The sequence below is a fragment of the Fictibacillus sp. NRS-1165 genome, assembly GCF_050468105.1.
In the GTDB taxonomy this organism is placed as follows: Bacteria; Bacillota; Bacilli; order Bacillales; family Fictibacillaceae; genus Fictibacillus_C; species Fictibacillus_C terrinigri.
Genome location: NZ_JBDPNU010000017.1, coordinates 24,351 through 42,304, shown reverse-complemented (window position 1 = coordinate 42,304; position 17,954 = coordinate 24,351). Strand labels below are relative to the sequence as shown.

Below are 17,954 nucleotides of genomic sequence, written 5' to 3'. Positions count from 1 at the left end.
AATGGATGACATGAACAGGAGCAAGAATAAGCTTTTTTACGATTTCATTACGAAAAAGCTCGTATTGACTGCTGCGGCAATCATCGTTCTGGCTGTAACAACAGGTTTCGTTAGCTATGAAACTTCGAAAACCGATGTTATGATCATGGTTGATGGGAAAGAGAAATCGTTTAGTTCACATGCAGAAAATGTTAGGGATGCACTTTCTGATTTCGGAATATCGGTTAACCGCCATGATGAGGTGGAACCAGGACTAAACGAGCCGCTCAAAAACGGCATGAAGATTGAATATACATCTGCACATAAGATCAATTTCACGCAGGATGGAGAAAAACAATCGGTTTGGTCAACAGCCAGCACAGTTAAAGAATTTTTAGGCGAACGAAATATAAGCGTCAACCAGCATGATAAAATTAAGCCTGGTTTAGATACGCCGCTCAAAACTCAGCAGCATATCAACCTTCAGCAAGCTGTTCCGGTGAAGCTTGTGGATGGAAAAAAAGAAAAGCAAGTTTGGACCACTTCGACTACGGTCGCTGACCTTTTAAAGCAAAACCAAGTGAAACTAGGAGATCTTGATCGGGTAGAGCCCGCTGAAGAGACGGACATCAAAGACAACATGAAGGTTAATGTCATCAGAGTAGAAAAGGTCACCGATGTAGTGGAAGAAGATACGCCATTTGCTACCGTCACCCGCAAAGACGGAAAACTGGCAAAAGGAAAAGAAAAAGTGGTAGAACCGGGCTCTAAAGGCCGGGTATCGAAAAAGTATGAGGTCGTACTTGAAAATGGGAAAGAGGTTTCCCGAAAGCTGAAGAGCGAAAAAACATTGGAAGAAAGCTCAGATAAAGTAATTGCTGTCGGCACAAAGCCGAAACCTGTTACGGTTTCACGCAGCAAGAGTGCTCCTTCGGGAGGCAAGGAACTTTATGTTACAAGTACCGCTTATACAGCGAACTGCGCCGGATGTTCAGGCAAGACCAGGACAGGCTTGAACCTTCATGCTAATCCTAACGCAAAAGTCATTGCCGTTGACCCAAGCGTCATTCCGCTTGGAAGCAAAGTGTATGTCGAAGGATATGGCTATGCGATCGCTTCTGATACAGGTGGCGCCATCAATGGAAACCGGATCGATGTTTTCTTCTCCTCTCAATCTCAGGCTACCAAATGGGGAAGAAAAACGGTAAGAATTAAAATTATTAAATAAGCTATACTCCAGGTATTGTAGAGAAGCAGGGGAACTGCATCATGCCCGCAGAAGCGGGTACGGATGCCTATCCTCTGCTTTTTATTTTCCTTACAGAAAAGTAAGGGTATACTAGGAAGTAGTTTTTGCATGACCTGGGAGGAAATCATGAAAATTAAAGAAGTAATCGTGGTAGAAGGAAAAAGTGATACCATCGTGATCCAGAATGCGGTCAATGCGGACACCATTGAAACAAACGGTTCAGAGATCAGTGAGGAGACGATAGAACGAATCAGGCTTGCTCAGGAAAAAAGGGGAGTTATCGTGTTTACGGACCCCGATTATCCGGGGGAGCGGATCAGGAAGATCATTTCAAACCGGATACCCGGCTGCAAGCATGCGTTCCTTCCCAAAAAGGAAGCGATCGCAAGAAATAAACGAGGAGTTGGAGTGGAACATGCCTCCAAGGAATCGATAAGAGAAGCACTGCGTCATGTGAAAGAAGAATATATAGAAGAAACAGAAAAAATTTCATGGAACGATCTCGTATCTGCCGGCCTCGTTGGTGGGGACAAGGCAAAGGCTCGAAGAGAAAAGCTTGGAAAAAGCTTGAAGATCGGCTATATGAACGGAAAGCAGCTGCATAAGCGATTAATGATGTTTCAGATCACTGAACAGCAATTTGCTGACGCCATGAAGGAAATTTTACAGGAGGAGCGGGAATGATGAAGGATATCTCAAATCCGCAAAGTACAAAAGCCATATTAAAAAAACATGGCTTTACATTTAAGAAAAGCCTCGGTCAAAATTTTTTGATTGACCGTAATATATTGAATAATATCGTAGCTCAAGCTGATTTAACAGAGGAGTCTGGCGCCATTGAAATCGGACCGGGAATCGGTGCATTAACAGAGCATATCGCACGCCAGGCAAAAAAGGTCGTTGCTTTCGAGATCGATCAGCGTCTGCTCCCCATCTTAAGCGAAACACTGGGGCCCTATCCACACGTAAAAGTCATTCATTCTGATATTCTTGAAGCCGACGTTTCTCAAGTGATCGCGCAAGAGTTTCAGGGGATCGAAGATATTATGGTAGTGGCAAACCTTCCTTACTATGTAACCACACCGATCATCATGAAGCTTTTAACAGAGAAACTTCCGATTCGCGGAATCGTTTGTATGATTCAGAAAGAAGTAGCGGACAGGCTTGCAGCTAAACCGGGAACAAAGGATTATAACTCCCTCTCGATCGCCGTTCAATACTACGCGAAAGCAGAGACGGTTCTTAAAGTGCCTAAAACGGTGTTTGTTCCGGCACCAAACGTGGATTCCGCTGTGATCAGGCTGACGCTTAGAAAAGAGCCCCCTGTTCAGGTAAAGGATGAAGACTTTTTCTTTGAAGTGATTCGGTCGTCATTTGCCCAAAGGAGAAAAACACTTTGGAACAACCTGCTGAACAACCTTCCATTAAAGGAGAAGCGAGAGCCGCTTGAAAAGGTATTTGAGAAGATACAGATTGATCCAAAACGCAGAGGCGAGACACTGACCATTGAAGAATTCGCAAAACTGGCGGATGCTTTAGCGCCCATCCTAAAATGAGACTCATGTTTCAAGTCCCGGTATCATATCTTTAAAAAGGATGATGTAACTGGGATTTGTACTTTTCTCCAAACAGGGGGAGTTCGATGAAACTTGAAATCGGATCAGTGGTTGGCAGAATGTCATATCAATGTGACCTATTGTTTCGTATCGTAGGGTTTAATGAAGATAAAACAGTGGCTGATCTCGCAGGAGAAGAGATGAGGCTGATTGCTGATGCCCCAGTCGCTGATCTTGTAGCCATGTCGCCGCAGCAGCAGCATGAGAGACGGCAGGCCGGGCAGGAAAAAGAAGAGTCCTCTTATAAATTGTTCAGACAGGATTACTACCTGCTCAGGCAAAAGAGGGAATACCTGTCAACAAACGGCTATGAGTATGATCAATCTTATTTTGAGCTGCCGGGCCGGGTTCTTCATGTAGATGGCGATCCCCTATATCTGAGCAAATGCCTGGAGCTCTACAAACGGCTAGGTGTTCCTGTATACGGCATCCATCTGAAGGAAACAGAGATGCCGGATAAAGTGCCAGCACTCGTCGATGAGGTTCGTCCCGATATTCTGGTTATCACCGGTCACGATGCATACATGAAGAGCAAAGGATCGATAGATGATATGCAGGCGTACCGGCATACTAAATTTTTTGTAAGAACGGTTAGAGAAATACGGAGAAAATACCCTCAGCTGGATCATTTAATGATTTTTGCGGGAGCCTGCCAATCCCATTTTGAATCATTAATAAAAGCGGGCAGCAATTTTGCGAGTTCGCCGGCAAGAATTAATATCCATGCCCTGGATCCTGTCTATATTGTTTCCAAAATCAGTCTCACCTCCTTTATGGAGCACGTAAACGTCATGGATGTGCTGAGGAATACCCTTACAGGACGGGATGGGCTTGGCGGGGTCGAATCAAAAGGATTCTTGCGGACTGGCATGCCGATTAAATCACAAACCTATATTCAATAAGGGATCTCCAGCGTATTTTGCTGGAGGTTTTTTGCTTCCGAAAAAAAGATTCTTGGCAGCTATACATACTTTTTACAATTTGCAACATAATAAAAGTGAAAAAAGGATAATTTTTCATTGACATTAGAACTTCATAATTGCTATAATTTTAGTTTTAATTTGACAAAAAGTAGCGATTTGTGTTACAATTTGTCTAAGTGAGGTGGAGCCGATATGAGTAAAACAATTGTGGACATTAGACGAATTTTAGAGTCTAACGTGGGTAAGAGACTTTCTCTAAGAGCCAACGGAGGTCGTCGCAAAACGATCGAACGACTTGGCACTTTAGAAGAAACATACCCTGCCGTATTTATTATTAAACTGGATCAGGACACCAACGCTTTTGAACGTGTTTCTTACAGCTACGCTGACGTATTAACAGAAACCGTTGAACTAACTTTCTTAGAAGAATCCCAGGTGGTTAGCGGGCAGTAAGAAACCTTACTGCTTTTTTTTTGTCTGTTTTCCATAAAGGAAGGCACGGATAGCCAATCACTGATACATAACTATTGAAACATAGTAAAATACTACCCTTATCGCTTATTTTTGAGAGGGGTATTGCATCATGAGCAGAAGACGTGGAATGATGTCTGAACAATTCAAGATGGAGCTTGCAAAGGACCTTGGATTTTATGATACTGTCCAACAGGAAGGCTGGGGCGGAATCAGGTCAAAGGATGCAGGCAATATGGTAAAGCGCGCCATTGAAATCGCGCAGCAGAACCTGTCCCGACAGCAATAAAATATGCGAGACGCCGGAGCCATGCTCCGGTTTTTTAGTATGGAATACACGGTTTCAGCAGATCGCGCTATTCAATATAGTGGCTCCTTCCGTTTTATGATAGTATCAAGTTATCTTAATAATATAGGGGAATCTTTATGAATGATAATAAGATATCCATCAAGGCTCCGGCAAAAATTAATTTGTCATTGGATGTTCTCGGTAAACGGGAGGATGGGTACCATGAAGTAAAAATGATCATGACGACGGTAGACCTCTCCGACCGAGTGGAACTGACACTGCTTGAGGAAGATCGGATCACGATTGAGTCGACTGGAGGATTCGTACCACTCGATCAGCGGAACCTGGCTTTTCAAGCGGCCCTGCTGCTCAAAAAGACATTTGGGGTCAAAAAAGGCGTAGGGATCCACATTTCAAAGCATATTCCAGTTGCCGCTGGCCTCGCAGGGGGAAGCAGTGATGCGGCCGCTGCGTTAAAAGGGCTGAATGAGCTCTGGGAGTTAGGGCTTTCCTTGGATGAACTCGCTGTCCTAGGGGCGAAGATTGGTTCTGACGTGTCATTTTGTGTGTATGGCGGTACGGCCGTCGCTTCAGGAAGAGGGGAACATATTCAGCATATTAAGGCTCCTCCGCCATGCTGGGTTCTCCTTGCCAAGCCGCCGATCGGTGTATCGACCGCTGAAGTGTATCGCAGGCTCGATACTGATTCCATTGATCATCCGGACATTGAGGCCATGATTCGTGCGATCGAATCAAACGATTATGAAGGAGTCTGCGGAGAGCTGGGCAATGTCCTTGAAACGGTGACTCTTCCACTTCATCCGGAAGTTAAACAGATCAAGGATCAAATGCATCGACTCGGCGCAGACGGGGTGCTCATGAGTGGCAGCGGCCCCACGGTTTTTGGCTTATTCCAGCACGAGTCACGCGTTAATCGTGTGTACAATGGGCTAAGAGGGTTTTGCCATGAAGTTTACGCTGTACGTTTGCTTGGCGAAGGCCAAGAAGACTTTAAAGGTTAATGTTCTTACGGGAAATTTCATTTGTTGTTGATAAAAAACGTATGAAAATGGTATATTAACTTCAAATATTCGGTTTTTGGAGGATCAGGATGAAGTTAAAACGAAGCGGAAGAATGGTTGACTTAACAACGTACTTGCTGCAGCATCCCCATCAGTTGATTCCATTATCATACTTTGTAGAGCGGTACCAGTCTGCCAAATCATCCATCAGCGAAGACTTGGCCATCATTAAAGAAAATTTTGAGTATCAGGGAATTGGTTCTATCCATACGGTGGCCGGTGCAGCGGGCGGCGTAAAGTTTATCCCATCTGTTTCTGAAGGTGAGGCAAAAGAGATCATAGAGGAACTGACCGGGATGCTGGAAGATCCAGAACGGCTTCTTCCCGGCGGGTATCTTTACTTAACGGACATTATCGGCAATCCTAATCTTGTCAATCAGGTCGGACGGCTATTCTCCTCTGTGTTTTCACATCAAAAGATAGATGCGGTAATGACGGTTGCAACAAAAGGTATTCCTTTGGCATATGCAGTGGCCTCGCAGCTGAATGTTCCTGTCGTAATCGTACGCAGCAACAGCAGAGTGACGGAGGGGTCCACTGTCAGCATCAACTATGTATCCGGTTCGACAAAACGCATTCAAACGATGGCGCTGGCGAGAAGAAGCATCCAGAAGGGTGCCAACGTGCTCATTATTGATGACTTCATGAAGGCCGGCGGCACGATCCGCGGAATGATCAGCCTGATCAAGGAATTCCAGGCGGAAGTGGCAGGGATCGGTGTGCTCGTAGAAGCACAGGATGGAGCAGAGAGGCTCGTTGATGATTATGTGTCATTAACCCGGCTTGCCAGTGTGAACGAAAAGGAACAGAAGATAGAGGTTGAGGAAGGAAACTACTTCATTCAAAAGGAGAAGAGATAAATGAACAAGGTACAGACGGCAAAAGCACCTGCAGCAATCGGACCATACGTACAGGGTATGGTTGTGAATAATCTTTTTTACAGTTCCGGCCAGATTCCATTGACCGCAGAAGGAACGATGGTGGAAGGCGATATCGCCGCACAAACCCATCAGGTCTTTAAAAACCTTCAGGCTGTATTGAAAGAAGCAAACTCTTCACTCGAACAAGTGGTGAAAACAACCGTTTTTATCAAGGATATGAATGATTTCGGAACCATTAATGAAGTATACGGCGAATATTTCTCAGAACACAAACCTGCCCGTTCTTGTGTGGAGGTTGCCCGTCTGCCGAAAGATGCGCAAATTGAAATTGAAGTCATTGCTTTAGTCAGGCCATAAAAGATAAGAAATATAGGGAAATAGCCCCTTTTTAATTTTAAAGGGGCTATTTTTTATTTTACGCAATTTTTTAAAAATTTTTATTTTATATAGAAGGATTTTAAAAGAGAATGAAGAAATGTTGTTATACGTTCTTATTTATGGAAAAAGGTGGTGTTTGGAATGGAAGTGACTGATGTAAGACTTAGAAGGGTGAATACGGAAGGACGTATGAAAGCGATTGCTTCGATTACGATTGATCATGAGTTTGTAATCCATGACATTCGAGTAATCGATGGGAATAACGGAATGTTCGTTGCTATGCCTAGCAAAAGAACGCCGGATGGTGAATTCAGAGATATCGCTCACCCAATTACGTCCAGCACACGCGAAAAGATTCAAAACGCGGTGTTGACGGAGTATCACAGAATGGGTGAGATGGAATCTGCTTTTGAAGAAGCAGGGGCATCCTAATAACGTGAACAAAAGAACTCCTTCATCTAAGAGGAGTTCTTTTTTTGTGGCGTTTTCTGCCTGTAACTGTTTTAATCTAACGGACGCGCGCGGTCCGGTCTCTGCCATAGGATTGGAGCTTTTTAACAATAGATTGACAAATCCTTCACACTCCTTGAAATGACTGTGATTATAGGATATATTCGTAAGGGAATATCAGCAATGTAAGAATAAAATAATAGTGGAGGTCATTTATGAGTAAACGCTTCGCAGTAGTGTTAGCTGCAGGTCAAGGAACGAGAATGAAATCCGGTCTATATAAAGTATTGCATCCTGTCTGCGGCAAACCGATGGTACAACACGTGGTCGATCAGATCTCTCAATTGGACATGCAAAAGATTGTAACGGTAGTGGGTCATGGAGCCGAAAAGGTAAAGGACCAGCTCGGAGACCGTTCAGGATATGTACTTCAAGAAGAACAACTAGGTACAGCTCATGCAGTCATGCAGGCAGATGACGCCTTGTCAAAGGAAGAAGGCATTACGCTTGTCGTATGCGGCGACACTCCTCTGATTACTGCAGAAACGATGCAGAAGCTGATCGATGAGCATCAAGCTACGAATGCGAAAGTTACCATCCTCACCGCAAAGGCAGAAGACCCTGCAGGATATGGACGTGTACTTCGCAATGAAAACGGCACAGTTGAAAGAATTGTTGAGCACAAAGATGCAAGTGACGAAGAAAAGAAAGTACAGGAAATTAATACAGGAACCTATTGCTTCGATAACCAGTCTTTATTTGAGGCTCTTTCTTCTGTCAATAATGATAACTCTCAGGGAGAATACTACTTACCGGACGTGGTTGAGATCGTAAAGAAAAAAGGTGAGGTCGTAGCGGCTTATCAGACTCCATCTTTTGATGAAACGCTTGGTGTCAACGACCGCGTAGCTCTCTCTCAAGCAGAGAAAACGATGAAAAAACGAATCAATGAAGGGCACATGAGAAACGGTGTAACCATCGTTGACCCTGAACAAACGTACATCTCGTCTGATGCAGTCATCGGAAGAGACACCATCCTTTATCCTGGGACAATGATTAGTGGATCATCTGTCATTGGAGAAAACAATATCATTGGTCCGAACAGCGAAATTAAAGACAGCAAGATCGGAAATGGAAATACGATCAAACAGTCCGTGGTTCATGACAGCGAGATCGGGAATGAAGCAAACATCGGGCCATTCGCCCATATCCGCCCAGCTTCTTCTATTGAAGACCAAGTAAAGATTGGCAACTTTGTTGAAGTGAAAAAGTCTGTGATGGCGCAAGGAAGCAAAGCGTCTCATCTTAGTTATATCGGTGATGCAGAGATTGGCAGAGAAGTGAACCTCGGCTGCGGATCGATCACCGTGAATTATGATGGAAAGAACAAGTATCTAACGAAAGTGGAAGATGGCGCCTTTATCGGCTGCAACTCTAATTTGATCGCGCCGGTTACAGTTGGTCAAAATGCTTATGTGGCTGCAGGATCAACCATTACAGATGATGTTCCTGGTGAAGCCTTTTCCATCGCTAGAAGCAGACAGACGACGAAAGAAGATTACGTTTCAAAATTAAAGAATAAGTTATAAAAGCTGTGAAAATGGCATGAAGTTTATAAAACGGAAGGAATAGGTGTTAATGGCTACTAGTTATGTTGATTCTACGTTAAAGGTTTTTACGTTAAATTCAAATATTGAACTCGCACAGGAAATTGCGAAGCATATCGGAATTGATCTTGGAAAGAGCTCTGTTACCCGCTTCAGTGATGGTGAAATTCAAATCAACATCGAAGAAAGCATACGCGGAAGCGAAGTTTATATTATTCAGTCTACAAGCGACCCAGTTAATCAGCACTTAATGGAACTGCTTATTATGATTGATGCGCTTAAACGTGCTTCAGCCAAAACGATCAATGTGGTTATTCCTTATTACGGATATGCCCGCCAGGACCGAAAAGCGCGTGCACGTGAACCGATTACAGCAAAACTAGTAGCAAACCTTTTAGAAACTGCAGGGGCGACAAGGGTTATCACCATAGACCTTCACGCCACCCAAATTCAGGGATTCTTTGATATTCCAGTGGATCAGCTTCTTGGTGTTCCTATTCTTGCCAATTACTTTGAAGATAAAAAACTCGATGATATTGTTGTGGTATCACCTGATCACGGCGGAGTAACGCGTGCCAGAAAAATGGCGGACCGCCTGAAAGCTCCAATCGCGATTATTGACAAACGACGCCCGCGGCCGAATGTTGTCGAAGTGATGAATATTGTCGGTAACATTGAAGGCAAGACAGCGATTCTGATTGATGATATCATCGATACTGCAGGTACCATTACACTTGCGGCAAACGCCCTTGTTGAAAACGGAGCGAAGGAAGTCTATGCTTGCTGTACACACCCTGTATTATCAGGTCCTGCAATGGAGCGCATCCAGAATTCCAGGATTAAAGAGCTTGTCGTAACAAACACGATTGTTCTTCCAAACGAAAAACGCACGGACAAAGTTACTCAGCTATCTGTGGCTCCATTGCTTGGAGAAGCGATTATTCGCGTTCACGAACAGCTCTCTGTTTCGAAACTATTTGATTAAAAGACAGCTTTTGGAGGCATGCTTTTTGCTTGCTTAGTTTTAAACTTCGTAAAATAGGGTAATTCTTATAGGGACTCATATTTAGGAAGGGTGAAATAATATGGCAACAGAACTCAAAGCCAATAAACGAAATACCACAAAGCGTTCTTATATCACTCAACTTAGACAAAAAGGCGACGTGCCCGCAGTAGTATACGGCAGCGGCACAGAACCCCAGTCTGTAGCTGTTACCGAAACAGAGTTTATAAAAGTTATTAAAGATCATGGAATGAACGGAGTTATTTCCCTTGTTACTGATGATAAGCAAAAATTGTCGGTGATGGTTCAGGAAATACAAAGAGACCACTTGAAAAATGAGGTCAGACATATTGATTTCATCGTGGTTGACCTTCAAAAAGCCATGGAAGCCGATGTACCTCTTACGGTTACAGGCGAATCTTCTGGAGTTAAAGAAGGCGGAGTTCTTCAACGGATTCTTCATACGGTGACAGTAAAAGCTAAACCGAATGATTTTCCGGATCACATAGAAGTGAATGCCGAAAATCTGAATATCGGGGATTCCATCCTTGTAAAAGATCTTCAAACCTCTTCTTCTTATGAAATTGTAGATGATCAGGAGGAAGTTGTTCTAACCGTTACACCTCCGACTGTTGCTGATACGGAAGTCGAAGATGATGAAGATCGAGAAGAGGCAGAAGCCGATCCAGGCGGAGATGCAGAAGGAAAAGCTGTGGATGAAGAGGACAAGGGTACCGGCCAGGATAAATAAGCAAAAGATACCGATAAAGAACGGCGCAGCTAGCAGGCTGCGCCGTTTGTTTTGATCATTGTCTGGCTCAGGCCGCGTAAAAAGGACCATTGAGCTTTCTGTGCAGGCATTCTTAATTAATGAGCAGCACCGTTTAGTGTATAATAAGGGTTAGCATTATCATAAGCTGCTGGACAATGCCTTTTTTTATTTAGAAAGTGAGGATTTCATGTGAAATGGTTTGTAGGTCTCGGAAATCCGGGCAGAGAATATGAAAATACACGCCACAACGTGGGCTTTTGGGTAATCGATGAATTATCGAAACGTCTTGATATTCCATTGAATCAGTCGAAATTTAAAGGAATCTTTGGAAGTGGTGTGATCAATGGAGAAAAGGTATATCTGTTAAAGCCGTTAACGTATATGAATTTATCAGGAGAAAGTGTCCGCCCATTTAAGGATTACTTCAAACTTTCTGTGGAGGATATGGTCGTGATCTATGATGACCTGGATACGCCAGCAGGAAAACTGAGGCTGAGGGAAAAAGGAAGTGCCGGCGGACATAATGGAATGAAGTCTATTATTGCCCATATTGGCACTCAGGAGTATAACAGGGTCCGCTTTGGCATTGGACGGCCGGCCAATGCTCAGCCAGTACCGGATTTTGTTCTCAGTCCGTTCTCTAAAGAGGATGCCCCTCTTATAGAGTCAGCTTTAAAACGGTCAGCGGACGCGTGCGAAGCTTTCCTTTCCATGCCTTTTTCACGCGTTATGAATAAGTACAACGGCTGAATAGAAATCCCCTGTTCCGTTCATAATGGTTGTAACATAACATAATGTGAACCGGATAGGGGGCTAGAGTATTGGCTATTCATTATCATTGCCGCCATTGTGGAAAGCACGTGGGGAGTCTGGATCAGAAGGAACTGACTTCAGAACAGCTTGGTTTTCATGAGCTTACATCTGAAGAAAGGCAAGCGATGATCAATTATGACAAGCAAGGGCATGTACAAGTCAAAACCATTTGCGAGGATTGTCATGAAGCGCTTGAACGAAACCCGGATTACTATGCGCTCGATTCTTTTATTCAATAAGAAAGTCGCTTTGGCAGCTGGCCAAGGCCTTTTTCTGTTTTTGAACAGATTCTGTTGTGTGGAAGCATAGAATATTTCCATCATAGACGGGAAAAGAGCAAGAAACACGAACAGTAAGCATATACAACATAGTACTGAGGAATACGCGGGTTTGTATTTCATCAGGGGGGAGGTTTACATGTTAGGACTTAAACAGCTCTACAGCAAGAGCGATGATTTTCAGGCTGTACTGACTGGTTTAAAGGAAAACCTGAAGGAGCAGCTTGTTGCAGGATTATCAGGATCCGCCAGAACGCTGCTGATTGCCTCATTATATGAGCAGACCGGACAAACACAGTTTGTTATCACTCATAATCTCTATCAGGCTCAAAAGCTTTATGAAGACCTATGCAGCCTGCTGCCGGAAGATGAGATTTTTCTCTATCCGGTCAATGATTTGATCTCTTCAGAAATCGCAATTGCCAGTCCGGAGTTAAAAGCTCAGCGGTTAGAGGTACTGAACTTTTTGTCTCACAAGGATAAAGGCGTTATTATAGCTCCGATTGCAGGTGTCAGAAGATTTCTGCCGCCGAGAAATGTATGGAAACAAAGCCAGATTGATTTTGAAACGGGAATGGACATTGATGTTGAGCACGTATTAAACACTCTCGTGGCCATAGGGTACGAAAGGGTAAGCATGGTGTCGGCACCAGGCGAGTTCAGCATGCGCGGAGGAATTCTGGATATCTATCCGCTAACCGAAAGAATGCCAGTCCGAATCGAGCTGTTTGATACGGAAATCGATTCAATCCGCTTTTTTGAAGCGGATACGCAGCGTTCTGACAAAAAGGCCGATAAAATATCGATTGGGCCTGCACAGGAGATTCTGCTGTACAATGAACAATTTGAAAATGCCGTTGAAAAGATGGAAGCGGGAGTGGCCGCTACTCTTAAAAAGGTGAAAGACAAGCAGGTCAAAGAAACGCTAGTTGAACATACAGCCTATGAAATTGGCCAATTTAAAGAAAAGCAGCGCTTCCAGGGGATGTATAAATATATTTCTTTATTTTATGATGAGCCTTCCAGTCTGCTGGATTACGTGCCGAATAACAGTATTATCGTAATGGATGAAGTGAGCCGTGTTCAGGAGATGTCGAATCAGCTTGAAAAAGAAGAGGCAGAATGGCATACTTCGATGCTAATGCAGGGAGAGATCTTGACAGATATCCGTTTATCACAGGAGGGTGATATCCTGCAGAAGGCGAACTTCCACAAAATCTATCTTTCGCTTTTCCTTCGCCATGTACCGCATACGAATCCGCAGAATATTTTAAATGTCGAAAGCAAAGGAATGCAGAATTTTCATGGCCAGCTTCATGTGCTGAAAGGTGAATTGGATCGGTGGAAGAAGACAGGATACACGGTTGTCTTCCTGGCGGCGAACGAGGAACGCGCCAAGCGTCTGGAACGTGTATTGGCTGATTACGAGATGGAAGCGAGCCTGATCTCCGGTGATACAGCACTGAAGCCTAGAGTGAATCAAATTTTGATCGGTGACTTGTCGAGCGGGTTTGAATCTCCAAAACAGAAGCTCGCCGTCATCACAGAGGAAGAGGTCTTTACAAAGAAAGCAAGGCGTCCCGTTCGCTCTCAAAAAATGTCCAATGCAGAGCGGATCAAAAGCTACTCAGAGCTTAAAGTCGGCGACTACGTCGTACACGTCAATCACGGGATCGGGAAGTACTTGGGAATTGAAACTCTTGAAATCAAGGGGGTCCATAAAGATTATCTTCATATTCGCTACGCCGGAAATGACAAGCTCTATGTGCCGGTCGAGCAGATCGACCAGGTGCAGAAGTTTGTCGGTTCAGAAGCGAAGGAACCGAAAATCTATGCTTTGGGCGGCAATGACTGGAAGAAAGTCAAAAGCAAAGTTAAATCTTCTGTACAGGATATTGCGGATGACTTGATCAAGCTTTATGCTGAGCGAGAAGCCAGTGTCGGCTATGCGTTCGGAAAAGACGGAGCGGAGCAGCAGGAATTTGAGTCTTCTTTTCCTTATCAGGAAACGGACGATCAGCTTAGGGCGATCAACGAGATCAAAACGGATATGGAACGAACACGCCCGATGGACCGCCTTCTTTGCGGTGATGTCGGCTACGGAAAAACCGAAGTGGCGATCCGGGCAGCTTTTAAAGCGGTCATGGACGGCAAGCAGGTGGCATTTCTTGTCCCAACTACGATTTTGGCTCAGCAGCACTATGAAACCTTCCGTGAACGTTTTGCAGAGTTTCCGATTACCATTGGATCATTGAGCCGATTTCGTTCCAAAAAGGAACAGTCGGAAGTGACAAAAGGGCTGAAGAACGGAACCGTTGATATCGTGATCGGTACCCACCGCTTACTATCCAAGGATGTTCAGTATCATGACCTTGGGCTGCTTATTATTGATGAGGAACAGCGGTTTGGTGTTACTCATAAAGAGAAGATCAAACGGCTGAAATCCAATGTCGATGTACTGACTTTAACTGCGACACCAATACCGAGGACACTTCATATGTCGATGCTCGGGGTACGGGATTTATCGGTCATTGAAACACCGCCTGAAAACCGTTTCCCTGTCCAGACGTATGTGGTGGAATATAACGCCTCCCTTGTGAGAGAAGCCATCGAACGGGAACTGGGGCGCGGAGGCCAGGTTTACTTCTTGTATAACCGTGTAGAAACGATCGACAGGATGGCAGAACAGATATCTGCTTTGATTCCTGATGTCCGTGTAGCTGCAGCCCATGGACAGATGTCAGAGAACGAACTGGAATCGGTCATGCTGGACTTTCTTGAGGGCAACACCGATGTTCTTGTCTCTACGACCATTATCGAAACGGGTGTTGACATCCCGAACGTAAATACATTGATCGTATATGATGCTGACAAAATGGGCCTATCCCAGCTCTATCAATTAAGGGGGCGGGTTGGACGTTCCAACCGGGTGGCCTATGCGTATTTTACGTATCAGCGGGATAAAGTGCTTACGGAAGTAGCTGAAAAAAGACTTCAGGCGATCAAGGAATTCACAGAGCTTGGTTCAGGCTTTAAAATTGCCATGCGTGACCTGTCGATCAGGGGAGCAGGAAACCTGCTGGGAGCTCAGCAGCACGGCTTCATCGACTCGGTAGGTTTCGACCTCTATTCTCAGATGCTGCAGGAGGCCATTGAAGAAAGAAAAGGGGATAAACCGAAGAAAACGACGCCGGTGATCGACATTAATATTGAAGTGGACGCCTATATTCCTTCAACCTATATAGAAGACAGCAAACAAAAAATTGACATGTATAAGCAATTTAAGGCAGTAAACTCACTGAAGGATGTGGATGAACTGCATGACAGCCTGATCGACCGTTTCGGAGACTATCCGGTTGAAGTCGAGTGCTTGCTGTTTATCGCCCGGATCAAGGAGCTCGCCAAACAGGAAAGCGTGGACAGTATCGAACAAAAAGGTGATGTCGTCAACATCATGCTGTCGAAGGAAGCAACAGAGAAAATTGACGGTGCGAAGCTGTTTGATATTGTGAACAAGCTCGGCAGATTTATTAATCTTGGTGTAGAAAAAGAAAGACTCAAAATCGTATTCAACAAAAAACGCATCTCTGATAAAGAACTCCTCCAGGCGATGGAGCAGGTGCTGAAGAAACTGAAAAGTGTCAAAAAGGACAAAGCGAAGACAAGATCGTAGTGGGAAATAATGCCCGGTCAAAAACAACACGCTTTTGATGAATAGAACTGTTAATGTAACAAATAATACTAGCAGGGAATGGAACAATCTTCAAAAGAAGGTTTCATTAATTATATACATCCAGTGATTACATCATTTGAAAGCGAGGGCATTATTCCATGAAAGCAACAGGCATTGTACGCCGTATCGATGACCTTGGCCGGGTTGTTATACCGAAAGAGATTCGCCGCACGCTCCGCATCAGAGAGGGAGATCCTCTAGAAATCTTTGTAGATAGAGATGGTGAAGTCATCTTAAAGAAATATTCGCCGATCAATGAGCTCGGTGATTTTGCAAAAGAATACGCAGAATCCTTGGCTGAAAGTTCAGGGCATTCCGTTCTTATTGCTGACCGTGATTCCTTTATTGCAGTAGCAGGGGGATCAAAGAAGGACTATCTGAACAAAGCGATCGGGAAAGTGATTGAATCCTCAATGAACGACAGAAAATCGTTGCTCGATTCCAATGGCAGTGAAGTAGAGATTGTAGATGGAACGAGAGAATCATCATCTTACGTTATCGCACCGATCGTAGCGAGCGGGGATCCAATTGGAGCCGTTGCTTTACTGTCGAAAGAAGGAAAGAAAATCACAGAACTCGAGCAAAAGCTTGCAGAAACTGCAGCAGGGTTTCTAGCCAGACAAATGGAACACTAAAAGAAGGATGCCGAGGCTCCTTCTTTTTTTGCGTTAACGATCGCGCCGTTGCCTGATCCAGCTTCACCGCCCAGAGACTCGGGCACTTCGCTCTCACACTTGCTGTGTGGGAGCTCCACCGCTTTTCGTCTCTAACCAGGCGCTTCAGCTTTTCTATCTATGTTATAATATGTCGTTAGAACCATGGTTAGGAGCAGGTATGGACGAACATTCAAAACGGATATGGCATGGAGCGCTTTTATTGACCATCGCTATGTTCATCGTAAAAATTTTAAGTGTGGTTTACCGCATTCCTTATCAAAATATAACAGGGGATACTGGATTTTATGTGTTTCAGCAGGTGTATCCGTTCTACGGCATCGCATCAACGTTTGCACTTGCAGGGTTTCCTGTTGCTCTTTCCCGAGTGCTCTCTGAAAGGTCGGATAACCTTGGAGATACAGAGCGGGGAACCATTATTCAGAGTGGGTTTACCGCATTTTTTGCAGCGGGGCTGCTCTTGTTTCTTGTTTTGTTTTTGGGGTCAGCTAAGATCGCTTTCTGGATGGGGGACCCCGGGCTTCAAGTTCCGATACAGGCAACCTCATTTATTTACTTGACCGTACCCATTGTGGCGGTGTTCAGGGGAATCTTTCAAGGGTGTGAACAAATGAAACAGACCGCTGTTTCCCAGGTAACGGAACAGTCGGTCCGGGTGGCTTGTATCATTGGATTTTCATATTATTTTATATCACATGGCTACAATGTATATATGGCGGGTGCAGGGGCTTCGATAGGTTCTGTAGCCGGTTCTCTAGCAGGGCTGCTCGTTTTGGCTATCTATTTCTACAGGTCTGAAAATCGGAAAAAAGGATGGACCATAGGGTTAAAGCCTTCCATACAGACTGGCTTTCAGCTGCTCTCAGCGGGTATTCTTCTATCAATCAGCTCCATGATCCTGCTTTTGTTTCAGCTGGCGGATGCGTTTACGTTCGTTAATCTATTGCGGCAAAATGGCATGGACCCAGCGGAAGCGAGGAGCCTAAAAGGGATCTTTGACAGAGCTCAGCCGCTTCTTCAGCTGGGTACCGTCATAGCTACTTCTGTTTCACTTGCAGCTGTTCCAGCCGTTGCCGCTGCAAAAATGCACATGGACTATGGACGAATTCAAAAGACATGCGGGATTTCCATCAAGGCTGTTTTTATTATCGGTCTGGCAGCAGCGGCAGGACTAGCCGTGATCATCGAACCTGTAAACCGAATGCTTTTTGAAAGTACTGAGGGGTCTCTTGAGATTGCAGTCCTTGGAATCTCGATCTTGACCGTTTCACTTTTCCTTGTATCCACCGGCCTTTTGCAGGGGTTAGGATGCAGTACGGTTCCAGTGATGAGCGTATCCGCTTCTTTTATCGCAAAAATCACAGGGAACTTTGTCCTCATGCCATTATGGGGTTCTTTGGGTGCAAGCTTTGCCACTGTACTTGCATCCGTAGCCGCCGCAGCAATAAACCTTGTTATTTTGGAAAGAAAAACGGCATTTGCTGCTGCAGGAAAATTTCATGGGATACGCATCGGCGGGGCCGCGGCTGTAATGTCATTGGCTGCATGGCTCATTAAGTCAGGCCTGGATCAGGTGCTGGCGGAATCCAGGATTTCTGATGCTGTCATTTCGATCGCTGCCAGTGCAGGGGGGGGGATCGCTCTTCTGGCGGCACTCACCACAGCGAAGGTAATTGAGGCAGAAGAACTGGTAAGCATCCTTAGACTGCAAAAATTACAGCATGTGCTGAAACGATGGACAGAAAGAAGGAGTTAA

General features: G+C 44.7%; 18 protein-coding genes. All 18 read left to right on the top strand.

All coding sequences use genetic code 11. From position 1 onward, the window contains the following. The first annotated feature begins 10 nt into the window (after positions 1-10). Positions 11-1,207: a ubiquitin-like domain-containing protein gene (locus tag ABHN01_RS06700; protein WP_429874893.1), complete on the top strand. Its 1,197-nt coding sequence runs from the start codon at positions 11-13 to the stop codon at positions 1,205-1,207. 147 nt (positions 1,208-1,354) lie between these two features. Next, complete coding sequence (gene rnmV, locus ABHN01_RS06695; protein WP_290402319.1) at positions 1,355-1,912, top strand: ribonuclease M5; 558 nt, start codon at positions 1,355-1,357, stop codon at positions 1,910-1,912. Continuing rightward, complete coding sequence (gene rsmA / locus ABHN01_RS06690) at positions 1,909-2,784, top strand: 16S rRNA (adenine(1518)-N(6)/adenine(1519)-N(6))-dimethyltransferase RsmA (RefSeq protein WP_290402320.1); 876 nt, start codon at positions 1,909-1,911, stop codon at positions 2,782-2,784. The genes rnmV and rsmA overlap by 4 nt, the downstream gene beginning before the upstream one ends. An 86-nt stretch (positions 2,785-2,870) precedes the next feature. Then, on the top strand, positions 2,871-3,746 hold the full coding sequence (gene yabG, locus ABHN01_RS06685; RefSeq protein ID WP_429874892.1) for a sporulation peptidase YabG: 876 nt from the start codon (positions 2,871-2,873) through the stop codon (positions 3,744-3,746). 213 nt (positions 3,747-3,959) lie between these two features. Then, complete coding sequence (gene veg, locus ABHN01_RS06680; protein ID WP_290402322.1) at positions 3,960-4,220, top strand: biofilm formation stimulator Veg; 261 nt, start codon at positions 3,960-3,962, stop codon at positions 4,218-4,220. Between the two features lie 130 nt (positions 4,221-4,350). Next, a complete protein-coding gene (locus tag ABHN01_RS06675; protein ID WP_290402323.1) occupies positions 4,351-4,527 on the top strand; it encodes a small, acid-soluble spore protein, alpha/beta type in 177 nt (58 codons plus the stop codon). 137 nt (positions 4,528-4,664) lie between these two features. Beyond that, positions 4,665-5,549 carry a 4-(cytidine 5'-diphospho)-2-C-methyl-D-erythritol kinase gene (gene ispE, locus ABHN01_RS06670; RefSeq protein ID WP_290402324.1) on the top strand — a complete coding sequence of 295 codons (885 nt, stop codon included), beginning with the start codon at positions 4,665-4,667 and terminating at the stop codon, positions 5,547-5,549. Between the two features lie 89 nt (positions 5,550-5,638). After that, positions 5,639-6,469, top strand: a complete 831-nt coding sequence (purR, locus tag ABHN01_RS06665; RefSeq protein ID WP_290402325.1) for a pur operon repressor — start codon at positions 5,639-5,641, stop codon at positions 6,467-6,469. Beyond that, complete coding sequence (locus ABHN01_RS06660; RefSeq protein WP_290402326.1) at positions 6,470-6,847, top strand: RidA family protein; 378 nt, start codon at positions 6,470-6,472, stop codon at positions 6,845-6,847. It abuts the gene before it with no gap. Between the two features lie 162 nt (positions 6,848-7,009). Then, entirely contained in the window at positions 7,010-7,300 is a 291-nt protein-coding gene (spoVG, locus tag ABHN01_RS06655; RefSeq protein WP_053356264.1) for a septation regulator SpoVG, read from the top strand. A 233-nt stretch (positions 7,301-7,533) separates the two neighbouring features. Further along, positions 7,534-8,907, top strand: a complete 1,374-nt coding sequence (glmU, locus tag ABHN01_RS06650) for a bifunctional UDP-N-acetylglucosamine diphosphorylase/glucosamine-1-phosphate N-acetyltransferase GlmU (protein ID WP_429874891.1) — start codon at positions 7,534-7,536, stop codon at positions 8,905-8,907. A gap of 49 nt (positions 8,908-8,956) precedes the next feature. Next, a complete protein-coding gene (locus tag ABHN01_RS06645) occupies positions 8,957-9,910 on the top strand; it encodes a ribose-phosphate diphosphokinase (protein WP_290402328.1) in 954 nt (317 codons plus the stop codon). Positions 9,911-10,010: 100 nt separating this feature from the next. Then, complete coding sequence (locus ABHN01_RS06640; RefSeq protein WP_429874890.1) at positions 10,011-10,679, top strand: 50S ribosomal protein L25/general stress protein Ctc; 669 nt, start codon at positions 10,011-10,013, stop codon at positions 10,677-10,679. Positions 10,680-10,889: 210 nt separating this feature from the next. After that, a complete protein-coding gene (gene pth / locus ABHN01_RS06635) occupies positions 10,890-11,450 on the top strand; it encodes an aminoacyl-tRNA hydrolase (RefSeq protein ID WP_429874889.1) in 561 nt (186 codons plus the stop codon). A 71-nt stretch (positions 11,451-11,521) separates the two neighbouring features. Further along, the gene (locus tag ABHN01_RS06630) at positions 11,522-11,752 is read left to right on the top strand and encodes an anti-sigma-F factor Fin family protein (RefSeq protein WP_290402331.1); all 231 of its coding nucleotides are present in this window, start codon (positions 11,522-11,524) and stop codon (positions 11,750-11,752) included. Positions 11,753-11,930: 178 nt separating this feature from the next. Then, the gene (mfd, locus tag ABHN01_RS06625) at positions 11,931-15,464 is read left to right on the top strand and encodes a transcription-repair coupling factor (RefSeq protein WP_429874888.1); all 3,534 of its coding nucleotides are present in this window, start codon (positions 11,931-11,933) and stop codon (positions 15,462-15,464) included. A gap of 158 nt (positions 15,465-15,622) precedes the next feature. Further along, entirely contained in the window at positions 15,623-16,159 is a 537-nt protein-coding gene (gene spoVT, locus ABHN01_RS06620) for a stage V sporulation protein T (RefSeq protein ID WP_290402333.1), read from the top strand. 199 nt (positions 16,160-16,358) lie between these two features. Continuing rightward, positions 16,359-17,954, top strand: a complete 1,596-nt coding sequence (locus tag ABHN01_RS06615; RefSeq protein WP_429874887.1) for a putative polysaccharide biosynthesis protein — start codon at positions 16,359-16,361, stop codon at positions 17,952-17,954.

Bases quoted from the DNA above. Each gene is read 5' to 3' on its own strand.
- ABHN01_RS06700 (WP_429874893.1), top strand. From the start codon at position 11: ATGAACAGGAGCAAGAATAAGCTTTTTTACGATTTCATTACGAAAAAG.
- rnmV (WP_290402319.1), top strand. From the start codon at position 1,355: ATGAAAATTAAAGAAGTAATCGTGGTAGAAGGAAAAAGTGATACCATC.
- rsmA (WP_290402320.1), top strand. From the start codon at position 1,909: ATGATGAAGGATATCTCAAATCCGCAAAGTACAAAAGCCATATTAAAA.
- yabG (WP_429874892.1), top strand. From the start codon at position 2,871: ATGAAACTTGAAATCGGATCAGTGGTTGGCAGAATGTCATATCAATGT.
- veg (WP_290402322.1), top strand. From the start codon at position 3,960: ATGAGTAAAACAATTGTGGACATTAGACGAATTTTAGAGTCTAACGTG.
- ABHN01_RS06675 (WP_290402323.1), top strand. From the start codon at position 4,351: ATGAGCAGAAGACGTGGAATGATGTCTGAACAATTCAAGATGGAGCTT.
- ispE (WP_290402324.1), top strand. From the start codon at position 4,665: ATGAATGATAATAAGATATCCATCAAGGCTCCGGCAAAAATTAATTTG.
- purR (WP_290402325.1), top strand. From the start codon at position 5,639: ATGAAGTTAAAACGAAGCGGAAGAATGGTTGACTTAACAACGTACTTG.
- ABHN01_RS06660 (WP_290402326.1), top strand. From the start codon at position 6,470: ATGAACAAGGTACAGACGGCAAAAGCACCTGCAGCAATCGGACCATAC.
- spoVG (WP_053356264.1), top strand. From the start codon at position 7,010: ATGGAAGTGACTGATGTAAGACTTAGAAGGGTGAATACGGAAGGACGT.
- glmU (WP_429874891.1), top strand. From the start codon at position 7,534: ATGAGTAAACGCTTCGCAGTAGTGTTAGCTGCAGGTCAAGGAACGAGA.
- ABHN01_RS06645 (WP_290402328.1), top strand. From the start codon at position 8,957: ATGGCTACTAGTTATGTTGATTCTACGTTAAAGGTTTTTACGTTAAAT.
- ABHN01_RS06640 (WP_429874890.1), top strand. From the start codon at position 10,011: ATGGCAACAGAACTCAAAGCCAATAAACGAAATACCACAAAGCGTTCT.
- mfd (WP_429874888.1), top strand. From the start codon at position 11,931: ATGTTAGGACTTAAACAGCTCTACAGCAAGAGCGATGATTTTCAGGCT.
- spoVT (WP_290402333.1), top strand. From the start codon at position 15,623: ATGAAAGCAACAGGCATTGTACGCCGTATCGATGACCTTGGCCGGGTT.
- ABHN01_RS06615 (WP_429874887.1), top strand. From the start codon at position 16,359: ATGGACGAACATTCAAAACGGATATGGCATGGAGCGCTTTTATTGACC.